This window comes from Paenibacillus pasadenensis DSM 19293 (assembly GCF_000422485.1).
GTDB lineage: Bacteria > Bacillota > Bacilli > Paenibacillales > Paenibacillaceae > Paenibacillus_O > Paenibacillus_O pasadenensis.
In genome coordinates this window covers 18,568-37,544 of the sequence record NZ_KE383856.1, presented here as the reverse complement: position 1 = coordinate 37,544, position 18,977 = coordinate 18,568, and the positions used below count along the sequence as shown (strand labels likewise).

The following is an 18,977-nucleotide window of genomic DNA, read 5'->3' as shown; positions in this document are numbered from 1 at the left end:
CCGCTCCCCCCTCCCGTCTCAATAGATCCGCTCGATGACCGCCTTGGCCATGCGCTCGCGCATCTCGCGAGTGCGTGGCAGGTCGTGACGGGCCAGACCCTCGCAGATGAGGTCGATGACGAGCAGCTGCGACATCTTGGCGCCGATGGACCCGCCCTCGAGCGGGGACTCCTTGCCTGCGGTCAGCAGCACGAGATCGGCCTCCGCCGTGATCGGCGACTTGGCATAGTTCGTGATCGCGATGATGTACGCGCCTTGCTGGCGCGCCTTGGACAGCAGGTCGACCGTGTCGAGCGTGCTGCCGCTCAGGCTGATGCCGACGGCGACGTCGCCCGGCCCCATCGTCACCGCCATCATCGCCTGGATATGGGCGTCGGTCGCCGCTTCGGCCCGGAGGCCGATGCGGAGCAGGCGGTTTTTGGCGTCGAGCGCCGTCAGCCCGGACGTGCCGACGCCGAACAGCTGCACGTACCCCGCCTCATGGATGCGCCGCACCGCCTCTTCCAGCTTGGTCCGGTCGAGCAGGTTCATCGTGTCGGCGAGAATCGAAGCCAGCTCGCGGTGAACGAGCGACGGGTAGTCGCCGTCCTCCTCGCCCGCCTCGGGCGAGCCTTCCCCCCGCTGGCGGCGCGTGCTGTAGTCCTGGGCCAGCGCCAGCTTGAAGTCCTGGTATCCTTTGAACCCGATCGCCCGGCAGAAGCGCATCACCGTCGTCTCGCCCACGCCCGACAGATCCGCCAGCTCCGTGACGGAGCGGTACATGATCGACTCCGGAGCGCCGAGCACGTAGTCGGCGACCTTCTGCTCGGACTTCGTGAGCGACGGATAGTACGAGCTGACTTTCAACTTCAGATCCATCGAATCGCTCCCTTCCCCCCCGCCGCTGCCGCGGCAAAACGTTCCGTAATGAGCTGCGGCCGCGTAATCGCCGAACCGACGACGACCGCATGCGCCCCTCTCGCCAGCAGCGCCGGAATCTGCGACGGCTCGGTGACCCGGCCTTCGGCGAACACCGGCACGTCCAGCCGCTGCGCCGCGCGCTCGACGAGCGCATAGTCGGGGCCGGTGCGGCTGACCGAGTACGGCGTGTAGCCCGACAGCGTCGTGGACACGCAGTCCGCTCCGATCCGCTGCGCCTCGATCGCCTCCTCCAGCGTGCTCACATCGGCCATCGCCAGCGCTCCGCTGCCGTGCATCCGCCGGACGAGCTCCGCCGCAGAGCAGCCGCCCGGCCGCGCGCGCAGCGTCGCGTCAAAGGCGATCATGTCCGCTCCGGCGTCCAGCAGCTCCTCCACCTCCCGCAAAGTCGGCGTGATGTAGACCGGGCTGCCCGGATAGTCCCGCTTGACGATGCCGATGACCGGCAGCCCCGTCGCCTCCTTGATGCTGCGCACGTCCGCCGCTCCGTTGGCCCGGATCGCCGCCGCCCCGCCCTGCTTCGCGGCGAGCGCCATGCGCGCCATGATGTCCGCTCCGTGGAGCGGCTCCTCCGGCAGCGCCTGGCAGGAGACGATCAGTCCCCCTCTCACTTGCTCCCATAGGGTCGCCATGTCTTCACTCCCTGTCTTCGCTGATCGTCGGCGTTCCCGCCTCGCCTGCCGTCGCCTCCACCCGCAGTCCGACCTCGAACATGCGGCTCCACGGCAGGCGGCAGTCCTCGATGCGGATGCGAAGCGGCCCGTCCTTGAACCCCTCCCGTTCCAGAAAAAGCTCCAGCGCCTCCCGCACGAGCCGCGCCGCTTCGCCGCGCTCGCCGTCGACGTTGAAATAGTCCATGCCCCGCTCCCGGATGGCGCCGTCCGCCAGCGGCCGGCGGACGGCGGCGCAGTAGCCGTAGTCCTCGGCGATGCGCAGCCCGAGGAAGTCGAGCTGCGCCGGCGTGCGGCCGCAGCGCGCATGCAGCAGCAGCTGCGCGATCGCCGTGCCGAGCGTATTGCCGCTCGTGTTCCAGCCGGCGATGCCGGCCAGCTCGGGGAGCAGGCCCCTGGCCTGGAGCAGCCTCAGCAGCTGCAGGTCGCCGCCGTTCGCATAAGCGACGTCGGCGAGCGCCGCGGGCTTGCCGAGCGTGCGGACCGCATGCTCGGCGTATTCCGCCAGCTCCTGCACGCTGCGCTGCACGTCGTAGGCGGCATTGGGCCGCAGCTGGTCGTTCGACTCCGCCATCGGGCCGCCTGGCGAATTGACGAGCAGCACGAGCTGCGCGTCGGCCGCGCTCTCGGCGAGCAGCGCTCCTGCCGCCAGCAGCTGCGCCTTGACGCTTTCGCCGAGCGGACGGTCCTCGTAGAGCGGCACGACTTGCGGCCCGAGCGTGCTGGCGTAGCGGGCGTAGACGAGCGGGCGCGATTGGTTGGTCCGCTCGACCGCGAGCCGGGCGAGCAGCGTGCAGCCGGCCTCGTCCGCGCCGGGATACATGAGCGTGCGCGTCTCGGCGCCGAGCTCGCGGATGCGCTGGCGGACGGCCTGCTGGTCGAGCGCGGTCCAGCCGTACGGCGCCGCGTCGTCCTGCGGCAGCGCGAGGAAGTCGATCGTGCCGTCGGCCGCCAGCTCGAGCGAGGCGCGATTGGCGGAGGCGTTGACGGCCCGTCTTTCTAAGTAATCGTCGCGCACGTCCTCCGGCAGCCGCATGCGGATGCGGCTCAGCTCATGCTGCTCCTCGGCGATGGCGAGGCCGAGCTGCTCGCGGTGGCCGAGGTAGCCGAGCCGGAACAGCTCCCGCCCCCAGTCGGCGTAATAGTCCGGCTCCTCGTCGCTGCTCGAATATTGCGGACAGCGCATGATGAGGTGGAACGCGTACAGCCGGATGTCCGGCCTGCGCTCGCGGATGCGGCGCAGCCGCTCGAGCGGACGCGCCGCCTCATGCTCGCCGAGCCGATGCAGCCGCGACGGGACGATGCCGCCGTACAGCAGCGTGTCGATCGACACGATCGCCGCCTCGGCGTCCTCGGCCTCGCGCTCCAGCCAGTCGCCGAGCTCGGCGATGCGGCCGAGGCGCTTCTTGCGCCCCATCCACTCAAGCGGCGGCCGGACCAGCTCGAGCTCAGTGTCCCTGGCGAGCAGCCAGGGAAAGTCATAGTTGCAGGGCCGCTCGTCCAGCGGCAGATACACCACCTTGCCCCGCTTCGGATTGTCCATGCTCCTCCTTGCCTCCTTTCGTCGCTTGGCGGCCGGGCGGCGGTCGAAGCCGCTCCGGGACCGGAGCCTCCGGTTCGACTGGCCGCTGTCGCCGCTCCGGGGACGGAACCTCGGGTTCGACTGGCCGCTGGCGCCGCTCCTGGGACGGAACCTCTGGTTCGCCCTTTCCGCTGACGCCGCTCCGGGGACGGAACCTCTGGTTCGACTGGCCTCTGACGCCGCTCCGGGACCGGAGCCTCCGGTTCGACTGGCCGCTGGCGCCGCTCCGGGGACGGAACCTCGGGTTCGACTGGCCTCTGACGCCGCTCCGCGGACGGAACCTCTTTCCGATTCCGCTGAAGCCCAGATTCCTCTGATCTCCCCTTCCGAAACGGAAGGAATCCGGCCTTCAAGGGAACCGCTGCCGCTTCTCCAAGAGGTTTCCGTCCCCTCCGCTCCTGCTCTCGAATCACCATCTGAACGCGCACCTCGAACCCCGAGTAACTCAAGGTTTGTTCACCTGCAACCAGTTTTTTTCGGGTTGCATCTCACCGACCGCGCTTCTGGATACCTGTAGCCGGACTTTTTCGGGTTGCATCACCCGGACCGCGCTTCCGGACACCTGTAACCGGACTTTTTCGGGCTATACCTCTCGAATCGCTTTTCTGGACACCTGTAACCGGACTTTTTCGGGCTACACCTCTCGAATCGCTTTTCTGGACACCTGTAACCGGACTTTTTCGGGTTATTGCCTGCAGGGCGCTCTCCTCGAACCCCAGTAACTCGATTTTTTCGAGCTATTGCTCGCCGGACGCCTACCTCGAACCCTAGTAACCCGATTGGCCTCGTGGATCGCACCCGAGTTACTCGGTTTTTCCGCGTTACTCCGACCGTTGGCGCCTTCTCGCACCCGAGTTACTCGGTTTTTCCGCGTTACTCCGACCGTTGGGGCCTTCTCGCACCCGAGTTACTCGGTTTTACCGCGCAACTCCGACCATTTGGGCCTTCTTGCCCCCGAGTTACTCGGTTTTTCCGCGCATCTCTGCCCGTTTGGGCCTTCTCATACCCGAGTTACTCGGTTTTTCCGCGCAACTCCGACCGTCCGAGCCTTCTTGCCCCCGAGTTACTCGGTTTTTCCGCGTTACTCCGACCGTTGGGGCCTTCTCGTACCCGAGTTACTCGGTTTTTCCGCGTAACACCGATCTTCGTGCGTGTTGCTTTAAGGTTGTGCCCGTATCTTCTTCAGCGAGTAGAAGGTCTGCGTCGTTAACGTTCAGCAGAGCGAACAGTTAACGCGAGCTCGACGCAGCAACTTCTATTAAATATAGAAGCCTGGAGCTTCGCCAGAGCGGGCGCAGCCGGCGGTTGGCAAAAGCCTTTCGGCTGCGACTGCGGCCGGGCTCGCCCCGCTTGCTGCGTTCCCGCCAGAGCGGAGCGCCTCCGTTGTCCTGTAGAAGCGGCAGCGGTCGCATTTGTCGGCGGATTCCCTCCTCGTCAGAGGCAGGGAAATCAAGGAATCCGACGACAAGAGCGGATCGGAAGGACAATGGAGAGCGCGCAGCGGGTTTGGCGGACTCCAGCACGGTTCAGCGCGCGTAGCAGGTTTGGCGGATTCCAGCACGATTCAGCGCGCAGCGGGGTTGGCGGACTCCAGCACGGTTCGGCGCGCACAGCGAGCTCGGCAAGCTTCCCGCACGGCTCGCCAGAAACCGGCTTCGGCTCCGCGAGCCTCCACCACGGCTCACCCAGCAAAGGCTTCGGCTCAGCGGACTCCAACTCATTCGTCGCGAACCCCGCCGAAAGCTACCCTTTCACCGCCCCGGAAATGCCCTCCATGTAATAGCGCTGCGTAAACAGGAACACCACGATGATCGGCAGCACCGACAGGATCGTGCCCGCGGCGATCCAGCCGAAGTTGTACGCGAACTGGCCGTTCAGGTAGGTCAGCGCCGACGCGAGCGGATACTGGGCCGGGTCGTCCAGCACGACGATCGGCCAGAGGAAGCTGTTCCAGTACGACATGAACTCCAGCAGCGCGATCACCGCGATGCCCGGCTTGACCATCGGGACCATCAGCCGCCACCAGATGCGCAGCTCCGACGCGCCGTCGACCTTGCCGGAGTCGCGGATGTCGTCGGGCACGCCGAGGAACGTCTGCCGCATGAGGAAGATGTTGAACACCGATACCGCCGAAGGAAGCACGACGCCGAAAAACGAGCCGAGCAGCCCGAACCAGGTGATCGTCAGATAATGCACGACAAGCGCCGTCGCAGAAGGGATGATCATCGTCGCGACGAGCACGCCGAACACGAGCGAGCGTCCCTTGAAGCGCATCTTGGCGAGCGGATACGCCGTCGACAGCGAGAGCAGGATGTTCAGCACGAGGCCGAGGCCGGTGATGATGAGCGTGTTGCCGATGTACTTGGGAAAGTCGATGAAGCTCCACACCTGCGTATAGTTGTCGAGCTTGATGAACGTCGGGAAGATCGCCGGGGGAAACTTGAACACGTTGGTGCCCGGCATGAGCGAGACGCTGAGCAGCCACAGGAACGGCCCCATCATGAACAGCGCGAGCGCCAGCAGCAGCGCGTAGCCGACCAGCAGCCCCGGGATGCGGCGGACGAGCCGCCAGCCCCGGCTTCGGCCTGAGCCCGCCGGCTCCGTGCCGCGGCGGCCCGGACCGGCGCCTGCCGTCAGGCCGCCGCGAAGCGGATCCGCTCCTGGCGTGCCGCCCGGAGCGTCCGCCTTGCTTCCCGCTACCGCCGGGCCGCCGCCTTCAGATAAGTTCATCATCCGTAAGGATTCACCCCTCCCTGCCGGTTGAACCGGAACACGATGACGCTCAGCACGCCGACGATGACGCTGACGATGAGGCCGAGCGCGGAGGCGTAGCCGAAGTTCAGCTGCTCCAGGCCCTGCTCGTAGATGTACAGGCTGCTCGTCAGCGTCGACGTGCCGGGGCCGCCCTGCGTCAGCACGAACATCTCGTCGAAGACGCGGATCGCGCCCATGAGCGAGATGAGGCTGCAGAAGAAGATGTACGGCCGCAGCAGCGGGATCGTGATCAGGCGGACGCGCTGCGCGCGCGAAGCCCCGTCGACGATCGCCGCCTCGTAGAGGTCGGCCGGGATCGACTGCAGGCCGGCGAGATACAGCATCATGTAGTAGCCGAGCCCTTTCCACAAGGTGATGAACATGAGCACGTACAGCGCCGTCGAGCTGGTCGACAGCCAGCCGATCTTCTGGTCGGTGATGCCGAGGGTGATGAGGATGTAGTTGACGACGCCGTTCTGGCTGAGCAGCCAGTTCCACATGAGGGCGACGGCGACCATCGACGTCACGACCGGGATGTAGTAGGCCGCCCGGAACGCCTGGATGCCCGGGATGCGGCTGTTGACGAGGATCGCGATCAGGATGGACAGGATCTGCAGCACCGGCACGACGATGATGTAGAGCACGGAGTTCCAGAGCGAGACGAGGAAGCTGTCGTCGGCGAACGCCCGGCGGAAGTTGTCCAGTCCGATGAACTTCGTCTCCCCCAGCACCGAGTAGTCGGTCAGGGCGAGCGGGATGCTGTACACGATCGGGAAAAGCACGAACACGCCGATGACGAGAAGGCCCGGAGCCATGAAGCTCCAGGCCGGCAGCGCGTCGGAAGCAAGCGTTCTTCTGCGCATCGGAATCTCACCGTCCTTGACGTTATTTCGGAGCGATCGCCTCGTTCACCTTGGCGGCGGCAGCCTCGACGCCCGCCTTGACGTCGCCGCCGTTCAGGATGATCTCCTGCAGCTGGCGGGCGATCGCCGAGTTGATGTCGCCGGCGGCCGGGATGCCGAGGTAGTACTCCTGCGCCTTGTCGAGGCTTTTCACCGACGCGATCTTCGCCTGCGACTCGAGCGTATTGTCGGATTCCGTGAAGAACGGATCCTCGATCGACGCCTTGGTCGACGGCAGCGTGTTCGCGAACTTGGCGAAGGCCGTCTGGTTGGCCGCGTTGGTGACGAAGACGGCGAAGTCGGCGGCGGCCTGCGGGTTCTTGGCGTTTTTCGGCACGACGAGGTTCATCGAGTTGGAATAGATCAGGTCGGCCTTGCCGGTCGGCAGCGGCACGGCGATCGTCTTGGCGTACACGTCGGGCGCCGCCGACTTGAGCTTGTTGATGAATGTCGGTCCCGACAGCTCGAAGGCGACCTGCTCGCTGGAGTAGTATTCGACCTGCTTCTGGAAGTTGGCGTCGTCCTTGACGATGACGCCCTCGTCGACGAGCTTTTTCAGCTGCTCGACGACCGCGATGCCGGCGTCCGTGTTGAACGCGGCGCTCTTGCGCTCGTCATCGAGGATCGGCACGCCGTCGCTCGGCAGCAGGTTCGCCCCGAACTGCGTCGCGTAGCCGGCGGCGCCGGTCTTTTCCTTGACCTGGCGCGACCACTCGTACAGCTCCTCCTTCGTCTTCGGCGGGTTGGCCGGATCGAGCCCGGCCTTTTCGACGAGCTCCTTGTTCATGTAGAGCACCTGGGTGCCGGTATACCAGGGCAGCGCGTACGGCTTGCCGTCGAACACGGTGGAATCGAAGATGCCGGGGAAAAAGCTGCTCTTCGTCTCGTCCGAGATGAGTGCGCCGAGATCGGCCAGCGCCCCCTTCGTCGCGAGCTGGCTCGCGAACTCGGTGTTGAGGTTGACGACATCCGGCGCGTTTTTGCCGCCGGCCGTGGCAAGCAGCTTGGTCGTGATCGCGTCGTACGGATAGTCCTTCCAATCGACCGTCACGCCGGGATGGGCTTTTTGATACTCGTCGATGAGTCCGTTGATGTAGTCGTTGAACGTCGGCTGAAGCGAGATCGTCCAGAACTCCAGCTTCGCTTCCTGCACGGAAGGAGCGGGGCTGGCGCTGTCGCCGGGACTGGCGCCCGGGCTGGCCGTCGGCGCGGAGCCGGGGCCGTTCGAGCCGCCGTTGCCGCAGGCGGCTGCCAGCAGCATCAGCGCCGCGAGCGCGCCGGTCGAGGCGAGACGGATCGGATGGAGCGGACGGGAGCTTCGGGAGGCGCGAAGGACGGCTGTCGGCGGAATCGTGGAGCGATGGGCGGTTGAAGCGCTCGAATTACTGCGGTTCGTCGGGTCGGAGGAAGCAGGGGCCAAGCCGGATGTTGCGGAGCTGCGGAACGGTTTCACCATGTCATGAGCCACCCTCTCTTGATTTCTTGAGACTTGTTTGGACAAGTTCTGCAGAAGCCACGGAGCGAATCGATGATGCCGGCCAATCCATGCGGTCGCAAAGGAAGGATGAGGCTATGGAGATTTCGTTAAGTCACCGCTAGTATAACAGCGGTTTCCAGCATTGGGAAGTATTTTTCTCCATATTATTTTTATTTTCTGGAGAATATTTTCGGAATTGGGCATGAAAAAGGCGCCAATCGCGGCGCCATGGACGACCCGGCCGTTCAAGCGGAAGCTGTTCACGGCATGATGGAGATCAGCAGGCTGACGACGTACAGCCCGAGCCCCCACCAGGCGGCGGCATGCTTCTGGTCCTCGTTGAGCTTGGACTTCGGACGAAGCAGGAAATAGAACAGCAGGAAGCCGAGCGGAATCGGAAGAAAGATCAGCCGCAGGCCGAGGGTCGCCAGAAACAGATAGCCGAACAGCTTGAGGAAGAGGAAGTTCTCGTCCTCCTGGCGGCCGTTCAGCAGCACGAGCGCGATGATGACCGGCACGGCGGTAGATCAGCAGGAACAGCATGGTCATGAACCTCCAAGCGTCAAGAGTCGGCTCCTGAAGCAGAGCCGCGGCAGCAAATAAAAGAGCAGGCAGCCGGACCGGACGGGGACAAGTCAGCCCGGCTGGACGTCCTGCGTCGGAATGACATGCCAGACGAACTTGTCCTCCTTGCCCTGCTCGGAATCCGTCTTGCCGCGCGCCTGCAGGATGTAGCCGTGAACCGGCTCCTCGCCGGCCGGCTTGATGCCGTCCGCCTGCAGCAGGCGCCGGATCGGAGAAGGCTCGACCGGCCCCGCCGGGCCGTTGAACAAGAGGAGCTCGAGCTCACGCAGCTTGGCCGGGCCGCTCGCCGCCTCCATCGTCATCCTCTCCAGATTGTCCGGCGACAAAAGCTGCAGGAATCGCTCCGGATCGATCCGGTACACGCCGGAGGAGCCGCTGGCGAACGAAAACGCGGCTTCTTCGTTCAGAGAACCGAGCCTCGTCCGCTCGACGATGGCTTGGCCGCTCTCCGGCTCATAGCGCACCTCGATCGTATAGTCTCCCTTGCTGTCGCGGGCCGTGACTTGGTACTGCAGGCTGCGGATACGGCCGTCCGGCTCCTGCACGAGCTGGAACCGGTCGAGCCGCTCGTCCGTCGACTCGCCGCCTCCCGCGATGCGCCGCCAGTCGCCGGCCAGATCGAGCCGCTCCGCCTGTCCGGACTGGACGGCGAAGCTGCGCTCCCGCTCGAACAGGCGCTGATCGAGCGACGGAATGGCGATTCCGGCGGCGAAAATCGCCAGCCCGGCGATCGCCGCGCCTCTTTTGGCCCGGACGTTAGGCTTGGCCCGAGCAAGGAGCATCAGGCAGATCAAAAAGCCGAGCGGGAACGAGAACTCAGGGAAGCGGAAGGAGAACGCCCCGAGCGCCGCATAGCCGATGAGCTTCCACCCTCGGTGCGGCTCGTCGGGGCTGCTCTTCCGGTACAGCCAGACGAGCCCCGCCGCTGCCAGCAGCGTCGGAACCCATTCCACCCAAGCTGGAACCAACAATCCCACTCCTTTCTACTTTTTCCATCATAGAGAAAAAGCCGGAGGACGGGAAGAAGGAATCTGCTTCCATACCGGACTCATCGGGCCTCGGACGTCAGAAGATCAGTCCGACCACCAGCCGAATGAGAAGCACGCCGAGGCCCCAGAACGCCGCGCTTTCCTTGACGGCCCGGTTGGATCGCATCTTGCCGTGAAGCAGCAGCCAGTAGAGGATGAATCCGAGCGGCACCGGCAGCACGGAGAGGAACAGCACGAAGCCTCCGAGCAGGTAGCAGCCGATCAGCTTGAGGAAGAGCCATTCCTCCTCGCGCTCCCGCTGGGCATACAAGGAAGCCAGAATGACGATCGCCACCAGCAGCCAGAACAGCATAAGCACCGAACCGAGCATGAGCCTCGCCTCCTCGGGTGGAGTTGCCTGAGACGCCTTCCTCCAGCTTATGGCCGGTGAAGCGCTCCCATGTCGCCGCGGACAAAAAGGACGGGCCGAGGCCCGTCCAGGGGGAGGGCCGGAGGGCGGAACGGGACGGCGGAACGGGACGGCGGGGCGGGACGGCGGAGCGGAAAGGCGGAGCGGGCGAGCCGGAGGTTCTGGGCCCAAGGGGCGAGTCGGAGGGGCGAGCGGGAGGCTGGGCGCGCGAGGAGCGGAATTCGGCGGAGCGGGCGAGCCGGAGGTTCAGGGCGCAAGGGGTGAGGCGGAGAGGCGAGCGGGAGGCCGGGCGCGCGAGGAGCGGAATCGGCGAGGACGGGCGAACGCCAGATGGCCGAAAAATCCGGTGAAGGCCGGCATCCGCCTGCCGCGGACGCAGCGGCCGATGCTTGGAATCACGCGCTCGCCTGTCGTGGCCGGCCGCTTTAGAACAAGTAGTATGCGGGCGCGGAGCAGCCCTCGAACAGCTCCGGATCGCGGCAGCCGTACACGACGACCGCAGCGGTTGTCTCGTACGGCTCCGCTACGTTCGGCAGCGGCTCTACCTCGCCGTCGTGGCCGATCCGGAAGGCGGGCTGGAAGCCCTTCGGATCCAATGACGCCGTACCGTTGGCGAACCACATCGTCGGCACCTCCAGCCGCAGCCGGTCCGCATCCGCCCTCTCCGGCGCGGGAGCAAGCTCGGCCAGAACTTCCGGCCGCAGGCGCTCCAGCACCAGTTCGGCGCTTAACCCATCGGGAGGCGAGCCTCCGCCATCTCGGCCGAGCCGCTGCACGACCGCATGGCCTTTCTCCGGCGCGTACTCGACCTGGTAGCGATACGAGCCGTTCCCGCTCCAGACGTTGACCGCATAGTTCAACTGGATCACCGCCCCGCTCCGGTCATAGACGAACTCGAAGCGCTCCAGCCGATCCTCGGAGCTCGCGGCGTCTTCTCCCTTGAACCGCTCCCAATCATCCTGCAGGGACAGCTGCGAGATCTGGGCCGCCTCCACCGGATAGCTGCGCTCGCGTTCGAGCCAGCCCTGCTCGGCTGCCGGCAAGGCAAGCGTCAGGAAAAACAGCAGCAAGCCCGCGAACGCGGCGCTGTGCTTGGCGGCGCGGTTCGGCTTGGGCTTCGCCTGGAGCAGCAGCAGGAACAGCGCATAGCCGAGCGGCAGCGGGAAGCCGTTCAGACGCAGCATGAAGGCGCCGAGCAGCAGATAGCCGAGCAGCTTCCAGAGCAGATGGCGCTCCTGCTCCTTGCGGCGGCTATAGATGAAGGCCAGCGCCAGCACAGCCAGCACGGGCAAGGGCCAGAGCCAGGGGGATATCGTCATGGGCGCCTCTCCTTTCACAATCCAGATATCGATATGAACATCGGTTAGACGCGCCATGGGACCGATTCGTTGCGGGGCAGTCCGATGCGCATGCTTGCTTCGAGGCTTACGACGCCTGAGCTCGTTAGACAGCAGAAAACCGCCTGTTGGCGAAGCTAACGACGCGTGAGACGCTTAACCGCTGAAAAACGGCTGAAATTCCTCGTTTTCAGAGGAATTTGGCTTTCTTAGCGTCTGGCGCGTCGTTAGATTCCGGGGAGACGTGAAAAAGAGGCTCTAGCGAGCTGATTCGTCGTTAGATCCTGCAGCATGGGGCAGCTGCGCCGTCATGCACGCTGCCGGCGCCATGCCTGGCTCGTGCTCATGCGCGTTCCCTCCATTCGGCGCCGTCCTCTCCTTCCTTACCCGATCCGGGCGGATGATACCGTGAATTCCGTCACACGCATGCCCGCCGGAGGCGAAAAAAACCGGCAGCCCCGCTGCCGGTCCATCGTTACTTGCCGTCCCGGATCGGCCTGATCCGGGCTCCGCCCTCGCCGATCGCGAGCTCGAACACATCGGGATTACGCATCGCGCGCCACCCGTCATAGCCGAACGACGGGTCGAACGCCCCGACGAGCAGCGCCAGCAGGTTGCCGTGCGATACCGCCGCCCCGGCCTTGCCAGCGCCCACGCTCCGCTCCAGCTCCGCGATCGCGGCCTGGCCTCGCTCCAGCGCCTCGCGCCCGCTTTCGCCGCCCTCCAGCCGCAGCTCCGGATCGAGGAAGGAGGCGCGCAGCCGCTCCTCCCAATCCGGCAGCGGCGCGGCGGACAGCACGCGCTCGGCCAGCCGCGCGTCCTCCTCGACCGGCAGTCCCGCCGCCGCCGCGAACGGCGCGATCGTATCCAGCGCCCGCAAGTACGGGCTCGAGACGATGCGCTCGATGCCGCGGCCGGCGAGAAACTCCGCCAGGCGCTCCGCCTGGACCGCTCCCTCCGCCGTCAGCTCGGCCTGCGGTTCCTGGCCGGACGCGCGGGCGTGGCGGATCAGGTAGATCGTCTTGTCCTCGGCCGGGCTCATCCGAACGGGTAGTCGACGACGACGACCTGCTCCACGAGCCCGTCCAGCCGCGCGACGAACGCCTGATGCGCCGGATGCGGACCGTAGTCGCGCAACGCCTCCCGATCCGTGAACGTGACGCGCAGGCCGAGCGTGAAGCCGTGGATGTTGTCCGTCTCCTCCGTCTCATTGAAGCCGCAGGTCAGCTCGATGATGCCCGGCACCTGCCCCCGCAGCCCGCGCAGCAGCGCGAGCAGCTCCTCCTGCTCGGCCGCCTCCAGCGGCCGGTTGAATTTGAACGATACGAGATGCTCCATCATGGGCTTCTCCTCCTTTTTCATCTAGCTCCCGCCGCCCGTGCCGCTCAGCCGCAGCAGGAACGGCGAGGCTTCCTCCCCGCACTCCGCCAGCGAATAGACCGTGTCCTCGCCGGCCTCCCCTTCCTCCAGCCGCTTGCAGAAGTAGATCCGGGGATGCTCCTTGGCGGCATAGCCGTCGAAGCGGTCGTCTCTCCGGTAGCGGATCGTGCCGTCTTCAAGCGACAGGTTCTCGAAGATCGGAGCCCCCTCGATCGTATACGACGTGATCTGGACGGCCGCCTCCTCGCCCCGCCCGACCTTCTCGGCGAACGCCTGCCAGACGTCCGCGTTGAACTGCCCTCGGAGGCCGAAAACGACGTCGCCGTTCTTGACAGCTTGCTCGGACGTGTAGCCCTTGCTCAAGACAAGCTCCGCCAGCTGCTTCGCCGCCGCCGCAGAGATCGTGTACCCGGTATGGGTATTTGCGACCTCCATCGCCATGCCCTTCATCCCTTCCGTCCGGGGACCGCCGAGCGGAAGCCACAGATGATACGCCTTCCTCGCGCCGCTCTCGCTCTGCAGCACGAGGTCGAGGTCGGGCTCGGCCACGTCCAGGATGCCCTCGATCCGCTCGCTGGAGCGGATCGCTTCCTCGAAAGGCTCGATCTCCGCGCTCTCCTCGAACAGCGCGAGCGGAGCCGGGTTGACCTCGCCGAAGCCGAGCGAACGGCTGACGACGGCCGCCCGTCCTTGCTCGGGCAGCGCTCCGGCTTCTGCCTGCGACTCAGCCGGAGCGGGGCTCCCGGACGAGGCCTGAGCTCCGCTGCCGGACGGCAGCTCCGGCCCGGACGAGCAGCCGCCCGCCAGCAGGCCGGCGAGCAGCAGCGCGACCAGCGCTTTCGGGTGCAGCATTCGTTTCATGACTTTCCCTCCTCTTCCTTCCTACGGACGCGCTGCATGGAGAAAAGGTTCCCGTCTCGCAAAGAGAGGCGCGTCGGCCATGCGGCAGACACGCCTCGGACGCGCCTCGGGCGCGGGCTGGAGCGCGGCCGCCGCGGTGCCGGGCGGAGCCTTGAAGCCGGCCGGCCGGGGCGCTAGCGCTGTCCCGTATCGCTTTTCACCTCGAGCAGATAGCGGCGCACGCGGCGCTCCTCCTCCTCGTCATACGCCAGGCCCAGCCGGGCGGCGACATCGCGCGCCGACGAGCCGAACAGCTCGGCCATGCGCAGCAGCGCCGTCCAGACCGACTCGCGGTCCGCGGACGGGTAGGTCGCGAGCAGCGCCTGCCACGATTCGGCCGGCAGCCAGCGGTCCAGGTACTTGCCGCTTTTGCCCGTGCTGACGGCGAAGCCGTGCCGAGCTCCAGCCTGCCAGTCCAGCATCTGCAGCAGCATCGCCCGCACCGGGCCGTTCAGATGGTCGAGCGCGTACAGCGGCTCGTCGCGCCACAGCCCCTTGGCGACGTAGGTCGACACCCACCAGAACTCGTTGGCGCAGTCGGCGAACTCGCTTCCGCGCGGCGGCCGGACATGGAAGTCCGCGTCGCTCGGCTCCGGCAGCTCCGGCAGCCTGCCGTCCTTGTCGAGCAGGATGCGGGTCAGCCGGTCCTCGGCCAAGTATGCGTCCGTCTGCTCCAGCGGGATGAGCCGCAGGTCGATCCGGTTGCCGTCCGCGAGCTGCATCAGATAGGCGAAGCGCCCGCCGCCGTCCAGGGGGATCAGCCCCATGCGCTCCGGCATCTGCAGGATGACGCGCTCGCCGTACACGTCGATCCAGCTGTCGTCGGCGAGGTATGCGTCCAGCTCCGTCACGAGGTAGACGACGTCGAAGTCCTGGAGCTTGTCTCGCGGCGCCAGCGGGTTGACGCGCGAGCCGTTCAGGCAGACGGCGCGGACGCGCTCGTCCGCCCGGGCGACGCCGAGGATGAGCGCCATCATCTCGTCCTCGGAACGGCGCGGCGGGCGAGCGGAGCCTTCTCCGGACTCGCTTTCCAGCTTCCGCGCCTCGGCATCTTCAGCCGCCATCCTTTCCGCCGCCTCCGCCCATGCCTCCGCCTCCTGCACGAGCCGCTGCACGAACGGCTGCTTGGCCTCCTGGTATGCATGCGTATCGTCCGGGAACCGCTCCGCCAGCTCGCGCTTATGCTCGCCGTACGCTCGCGCGCGCTCCGGATGCGCCTCCAGATAGTCGCGGAACCGCAGGTGGACGCCGATCTGCGGCGCTCCCGCCTCGAACGCATGCAGATGCGCGGTTCGCCGGTCGCCTCCCTGAGCATAAAAGCGACGTCCGGGAATTCCGTTCTCTCCCTTCGCCTCGTACCCGAGCTGCGCAAAGGCGTCCTCCAGCGCGTCCAGCGCCTGCACGCTGCGCACGACGGCGAGCAGGTCGACGACCGGCTTGGCCCAGCCGATCGCCTCGACCGACGTGCTGCCGATGTGATGAAGCTCCAGCAGCTCGCCGCCAAGCATCGCCTCGAGCCAAGCCATCTCCGTCTCCGCCCGCTCCCGCCATTGCGGCGTCCACGGACGGACATCGGTCTTCCGCATTCCAGCTCCCCCTTTTAACTTACTATAGTTGAGAAACATTATATTTTATAGTATTATGAAGCCATGAAGCATCCAGATTGGAGATGAACGATATGGCATCGATGGAAATCGGCATCAGCACGTTCCTAGAGGCGGCGCCGCATCCGGGGACGGGCCAGCCGAAAAATCACGCCGAGCGGCTGCGCGAGGCGGTCGAGGAGATCGTGCTCGCCGATCAGGTCGGGCTCGACGTCTACGGCATCGGCGAGCATCACCGCCCGGACTACGCCGGCTCCGCGCCGGCGGTCATTTTGGCGGCCGCGGCCGCGCAGACCAAGCATATCCGCCTGACGAGCGCCGTGACGGTGCTGTCGTCCGACGATCCCGTGCGCGTGTACCAGCAGTTCGCGACGCTCGACGGCATCTCGAACGGACGCGCCGAGATCATGGCGGGACGGGGCTCGTTCATCGAGTCGTTCCCTTTGTTCGGCTATAGCCTCGACGATTACAACGAGCTGTTCGACGAGAAGCTCGAGCTGCTGCTCGACATCGCCAAGTCGGAAAAGGTAAGCTGGCGCGGCGGCCTGCGCCCGGCGATCGAGGACCGCGGCGTCTATCCGCGCGCGGTGCAGGATCCGCTGCCGGTCTGGATCGCCACCGGCGGCAACTCTCAGTCGACGATCCGCGCCGGCCTGCTCGGCCTGCCTGTCGCCTATGCGATCATCGGCGGCATGCCGGAGAGCTTCGCGCCGCTCGTCGACCTGTACAAGCGCGCCGCCGCCCAAGCCGGACATGACGTGTCCAAGCTGCAGATCGCGACGCACTCCCACGGCTTCCTCGCCGACACGAAGCAGGCTGCGGCCGACCTGCTGTATGAGCCGTACCGCGCGCAGATGAACAAGATCGGCGCCGAGCGCGGCTGGCAGGCGAGCTTCGACCGCCGGGCGTTCGACGCCGCCTGCGATCCGCGCGGCGCGCTGTACGTCGGCGATCCGGAGTACGTCGCGGAAAAGATCCTGCTGCTTCACAAGAACCTCGGCGTGACGCGCTTCTTCCATCATGTCGACGTCAGCGCCGTGCCGCATCGCGACGTGCTGCGCTCGATCGAGCTGCTCGGTACGAAGGTCGCCCCGATCGTGCGGCGCGAGCTGGCCAAGCTCGGCTGAGCAGCGTCCTCCGGCGGTCTGCCAAGGCCCTCGTCCCTGATCGGGACGGGGGCCTTGGTCGTTGTTTCGCCCGAAACCGGCTGCGCTAGCCGAGCCGGCGCGCCAGCTCGATCTGCCCGAACGTCGAAGCGCTGAGCACGGCGTCGCCGACCACCTTGACCGCCTCGGCGAATCCCAGCGTAACCCAAAAGCGGAGTCCGGTCCAATTTTTCAAATCAACCGCCGCCCTTATCCTGCGAAAGCCGAGAGCTTCGGCCTGCGCGGCGATGCCCTCGACGAGCTCGCGCCCGATGCCAGTCCCCCGCAACGAAGCGTCGACGCCAAAATAACCGATGTACAAATCCTCCTCGCCCGGATAACCGTGGTACAGCTCCAGGATGGCGGCCGGCCGCGCGGCGCCGTCCTCCTCCCGCAGCCAGGCGAGCTGCAGGCGGACCCGATCCGCGCTGCCGCCAGGGGGCACATCGGGATTCCCTTTCAGCACCCGACCGACATAGCCTTCTTCGGCCGAACGGCCGGTCCATTCCGGCAGCGGACCCGCCTCGACGAACAGACGGCTCGCCGCCGTCTCGTCCTCCGGCGACACCTCCCGAACCGTCAGGCGCTCCGTGCTCCAACAGGCGGGAATCAGCTTAGGCGGCCGCTTCGAAAGCCCCGTCATGCCATCACTCCTTCGATTACAATCTAATTAGATTATAATCGAATTTGTGTTGATTGTCGACAGGCGAACGCGTCGCAACTGGAAGAGAATAGCATCGCCTGACGCAGCAGCAACCCGAAAGGTTGCGGTAAAATCAGGTTTTTTTCCGCCTTGGGCATGCAACCTTCCGACGCAGCGGCGCGTTTGGGAGAAGGAAGACGGGTAATAACTCGTATCCAGACCCCCATAACCGAACAGGAGTGACTAAAGCAATGAAAAAACCGACCAAGACGATTCCAGCCCTGCTGTCCGTCGCAGCCCTGTCCCTTGCCGCATCTTCCGTCATCGCCGCCAGCCCGGCGGGAGCGATCGTGCCGATCTCCGCGCCGCTGCCGGACTCGAGCGTCCAGAACGAGCAGCAGCAGCCGGCCGTGCCGAACTATATGAGCGTCACCGGAACGGTGAAGGAAATCTCCGACAGCAAGACGAAGGAAGGCGCCAAGACCGTCTCCCTCCAGGATGACAAAGGCGAGATCATCGCCAACGTGACCGTCTCCGGCGACACCTACGTCGCCGCCCCGGACAAGCTGCAGGCGGGCACGAAGTGGAACGCCTACTACGACGCCAAGAAGCCGATGCTCATGATCTACCCGCCGCAGTTCGAGGCCGAGGTGCTCGTGCCGGTCGAAGAAACTGCTTCGTGGAAAGTCGACCGCTTCAAGGCTGCGGAAGGCGACGCCGGACAGCTGATCAGCGAGGACGGCCAGCTCGTGCTCAACGTTTCCGAGCAGACCCCGCTCGTGCTTGAGGACGGCACGGCGTTCACCGGCGACCTGAAGGGCCGCGCCCTGGCGGTCAAATACAGCGTGACGACGCGCAGCTTGCCGCCGCAGACGTCGCCGGAGCAGATCGTCGTGCTGTTCGAGGAAGCCGTGCCGCCGATCGGCACGCTGCCTGAGCAGCCGGGTACGCTGGAGGAGCCGATAGCCGACACGCCTGACGTATCGGGCTTCCCGATCGTCGTCGAAGGCAAGAAGCTGGCCGGTCCATCGCCGTATACGAGCAAGGACGGCACGGTCATGGTGCCGCTGCGCGCCGTCGTCGAGGCGCTCGGCCAGAAGCTGACATGGGACGCGTCCACCAAGTCGAGCCGCATCGGCCTCGCCACGACGCTGACGATCGGCAAGGACTACTACGTCTACAACAAGATGGCTCCAATCGAGCTCGGCGCCGCTCCGGCGCTCGTCGACGGCAAGACGTACGTGCCGCTGCAGTTCTTCCGCGACGTCATGATGCTGAACAACGCCTACGTGTTCGAAGGCCAGATCGACATCAACAACCAGGAGAAGATGGAGTAGGATCTATGGAATGAACGCAGGGCTGTTCCCGACGCCGTCTCACGGCGCGGGGGCAGCCCTGCTTGGCTTTCAGACGGCTTCGCGTGGAGGCAGGTTGGAGGCGATGGAAGCACGGCACTTCCGGCCCGATAAGGAAGACATTGGCAGCGTAATGAAGATCAAGTATGATTGAAAGTAGAGCGGATGCTTGGTGCGAATGCCAAGCTCCCATGAAAACCCCGGGGGATTCGCACCTCGAAATTTGTCGAATCGAACCTAAAATCATACTTTCTTGATTCCGTCAAGAATGTGGTCATACTTTTTAAGTTGATTGAAGTAGGAAAAGAGGATGGTTACATACCTGC

The 18,977-nt window shown here is 65.6% G+C and carries 17 protein-coding genes; 2 read left to right on the top strand and 15 right to left on the bottom strand.

Going from position 1 to position 18,977, the window contains the following annotated elements:
• Positions 1-18 precede the first annotated feature (18 nt).
• The 14 genes from H582_RS0121895 to H582_RS33275 form a co-directional block, all read right to left on the bottom strand.
• Entirely contained in the window at positions 19-858 is an 840-nt protein-coding gene (locus tag H582_RS0121895; protein ID WP_028600245.1) for a MurR/RpiR family transcriptional regulator, read from the bottom strand.
• Entirely contained in the window at positions 849-1,550 is a 702-nt protein-coding gene (locus tag H582_RS0121890) for an N-acetylmannosamine-6-phosphate 2-epimerase (protein ID WP_028600244.1), read from the bottom strand. Before H582_RS0121890 ends, H582_RS0121895 begins: the two co-directional genes overlap by 10 nt.
• A 4-nt stretch (positions 1,551-1,554) precedes the next feature.
• Entirely contained in the window at positions 1,555-3,132 is a 1,578-nt protein-coding gene (locus H582_RS29005; RefSeq protein WP_052333536.1) for a DUF4127 family protein, read from the bottom strand.
• Positions 3,133-4,914: 1,782 nt separating this feature from the next.
• On the bottom strand, positions 4,915-5,904 hold the full coding sequence (locus H582_RS0121880; protein ID WP_240479057.1) for a carbohydrate ABC transporter permease: 990 nt from the start codon (positions 5,902-5,904) through the stop codon (positions 4,915-4,917).
• Positions 5,901-6,788 (bottom strand): carbohydrate ABC transporter permease, encoded by an 888-nt coding sequence (locus H582_RS0121875; protein ID WP_043111755.1) that lies wholly within the window; start codon positions 6,786-6,788, stop codon positions 5,901-5,903. Before H582_RS0121875 ends, H582_RS0121880 begins: the two co-directional genes overlap by 4 nt.
• Positions 6,789-6,810: 22 nt before the next feature.
• A complete protein-coding gene (locus tag H582_RS0121870) occupies positions 6,811-8,283 on the bottom strand; it encodes an extracellular solute-binding protein (RefSeq protein ID WP_240479056.1) in 1,473 nt (490 codons plus the stop codon).
• Positions 8,284-8,564: 281 nt separating this feature from the next.
• Positions 8,565-8,822 carry a hypothetical protein gene (locus tag H582_RS0121865; RefSeq protein ID WP_028600240.1) on the bottom strand — a complete coding sequence of 86 codons (258 nt, stop codon included), beginning with the start codon at positions 8,820-8,822 and terminating at the stop codon, positions 8,565-8,567.
• Positions 8,823-8,939: 117 nt separating this feature from the next.
• Positions 8,940-9,857: a hypothetical protein gene (locus tag H582_RS0121860; RefSeq protein ID WP_127464558.1), complete on the bottom strand. Its 918-nt coding sequence runs from the start codon at positions 9,855-9,857 to the stop codon at positions 8,940-8,942.
• A 97-nt stretch (positions 9,858-9,954) separates the two neighbouring features.
• Positions 9,955-10,248, bottom strand: coding sequence for a hypothetical protein (locus H582_RS30485; protein ID WP_028600238.1), 294 nt, complete (start codon positions 10,246-10,248; stop codon positions 9,955-9,957).
• Positions 10,249-10,712: 464 nt separating this feature from the next.
• A complete protein-coding gene (locus H582_RS0121845; RefSeq protein WP_028600236.1) occupies positions 10,713-11,606 on the bottom strand; it encodes a hypothetical protein in 894 nt (297 codons plus the stop codon).
• A 493-nt stretch (positions 11,607-12,099) separates the two neighbouring features.
• Entirely contained in the window at positions 12,100-12,666 is a 567-nt protein-coding gene (locus tag H582_RS28995) for a histidine phosphatase family protein (RefSeq protein WP_043111753.1), read from the bottom strand.
• Positions 12,663-12,965 carry a Dabb family protein gene (locus H582_RS0121835; protein ID WP_028600235.1) on the bottom strand — a complete coding sequence of 101 codons (303 nt, stop codon included), beginning with the start codon at positions 12,963-12,965 and terminating at the stop codon, positions 12,663-12,665. Before H582_RS0121835 ends, H582_RS28995 begins: the two co-directional genes overlap by 4 nt.
• Positions 12,966-12,986: 21 nt before the next feature.
• Entirely contained in the window at positions 12,987-13,865 is an 879-nt protein-coding gene (locus H582_RS0121830) for a DUF4362 domain-containing protein (RefSeq protein WP_084137526.1), read from the bottom strand.
• Between the two features lie 173 nt (positions 13,866-14,038).
• Positions 14,039-15,490: an aminoglycoside 6-adenylyltransferase gene (locus H582_RS33275; RefSeq protein WP_164820177.1), complete on the bottom strand. Its 1,452-nt coding sequence runs from the start codon at positions 15,488-15,490 to the stop codon at positions 14,039-14,041.
• A gap of 101 nt (positions 15,491-15,591) precedes the next feature.
• Between H582_RS33275 and H582_RS0121820 the strand changes: the two genes are divergently transcribed.
• Positions 15,592-16,635, top strand: coding sequence for an LLM class flavin-dependent oxidoreductase (locus H582_RS0121820; protein ID WP_373864132.1), 1,044 nt, complete (start codon positions 15,592-15,594; stop codon positions 16,633-16,635).
• A gap of 85 nt (positions 16,636-16,720) precedes the next feature.
• On the opposite strand, the gene H582_RS30475 is transcribed toward H582_RS0121820, so the two are convergent.
• On the bottom strand, positions 16,721-17,296 hold the full coding sequence (locus H582_RS30475) for a GNAT family N-acetyltransferase (RefSeq protein ID WP_052333535.1): 576 nt from the start codon (positions 17,294-17,296) through the stop codon (positions 16,721-16,723).
• 251 nt (positions 17,297-17,547) lie between these two features.
• Here H582_RS30475 and H582_RS0121810 point away from each other — a divergent pair, with 251 nt between their 5' ends.
• Complete coding sequence (locus H582_RS0121810) at positions 17,548-18,633, top strand: copper amine oxidase N-terminal domain-containing protein (protein WP_052333534.1); 1,086 nt, start codon at positions 17,548-17,550, stop codon at positions 18,631-18,633.
• Positions 18,634-18,977: the final 344 nt, after the last annotated feature.

Excerpts from the sequence above, each read along its gene's own strand:
- H582_RS33275 (WP_164820177.1), bottom strand. The coding sequence starts at position 15,490 with ATGCGGAAGACCGATGTCCGTCCGTGGACGCCGCAATGGCGGGAGCGG.
- H582_RS0121820 (WP_373864132.1), top strand. The coding sequence starts at position 15,592 with ATGGAAATCGGCATCAGCACGTTCCTAGAGGCGGCGCCGCATCCGGGG.
- H582_RS30485 (WP_028600238.1), bottom strand. The coding sequence starts at position 10,248 with ATGCTCGGTTCGGTGCTTATGCTGTTCTGGCTGCTGGTGGCGATCGTC.
- H582_RS0121845 (WP_028600236.1), bottom strand. The coding sequence starts at position 11,606 with ATGACGATATCCCCCTGGCTCTGGCCCTTGCCCGTGCTGGCTGTGCTG.
- H582_RS0121890 (WP_028600244.1), bottom strand. The coding sequence starts at position 1,550 with ATGGCGACCCTATGGGAGCAAGTGAGAGGGGGACTGATCGTCTCCTGC.
- H582_RS0121830 (WP_084137526.1), bottom strand. The coding sequence starts at position 13,865 with ATGAAACGAATGCTGCACCCGAAAGCGCTGGTCGCGCTGCTGCTCGCC.
- H582_RS0121895 (WP_028600245.1), bottom strand. The coding sequence starts at position 858 with ATGGATCTGAAGTTGAAAGTCAGCTCGTACTATCCGTCGCTCACGAAG.
- H582_RS30475 (WP_052333535.1), bottom strand. The coding sequence starts at position 17,296 with ATGACGGGGCTTTCGAAGCGGCCGCCTAAGCTGATTCCCGCCTGTTGG.
- H582_RS0121870 (WP_240479056.1), bottom strand. The coding sequence starts at position 8,283 with ATGGTGAAACCGTTCCGCAGCTCCGCAACATCCGGCTTGGCCCCTGCT.
- H582_RS0121875 (WP_043111755.1), bottom strand. The coding sequence starts at position 6,788 with ATGCGCAGAAGAACGCTTGCTTCCGACGCGCTGCCGGCCTGGAGCTTC.
- H582_RS0121835 (WP_028600235.1), bottom strand. The coding sequence starts at position 12,965 with ATGATGGAGCATCTCGTATCGTTCAAATTCAACCGGCCGCTGGAGGCG.
- H582_RS0121810 (WP_052333534.1), top strand. The coding sequence starts at position 17,548 with ATGAAAAAACCGACCAAGACGATTCCAGCCCTGCTGTCCGTCGCAGCC.
- H582_RS28995 (WP_043111753.1), bottom strand. The coding sequence starts at position 12,666 with ATGAGCCCGGCCGAGGACAAGACGATCTACCTGATCCGCCACGCCCGC.
- H582_RS29005 (WP_052333536.1), bottom strand. The coding sequence starts at position 3,132 with ATGGACAATCCGAAGCGGGGCAAGGTGGTGTATCTGCCGCTGGACGAG.
- H582_RS0121880 (WP_240479057.1), bottom strand. The coding sequence starts at position 5,904 with ATGATGAACTTATCTGAAGGCGGCGGCCCGGCGGTAGCGGGAAGCAAG.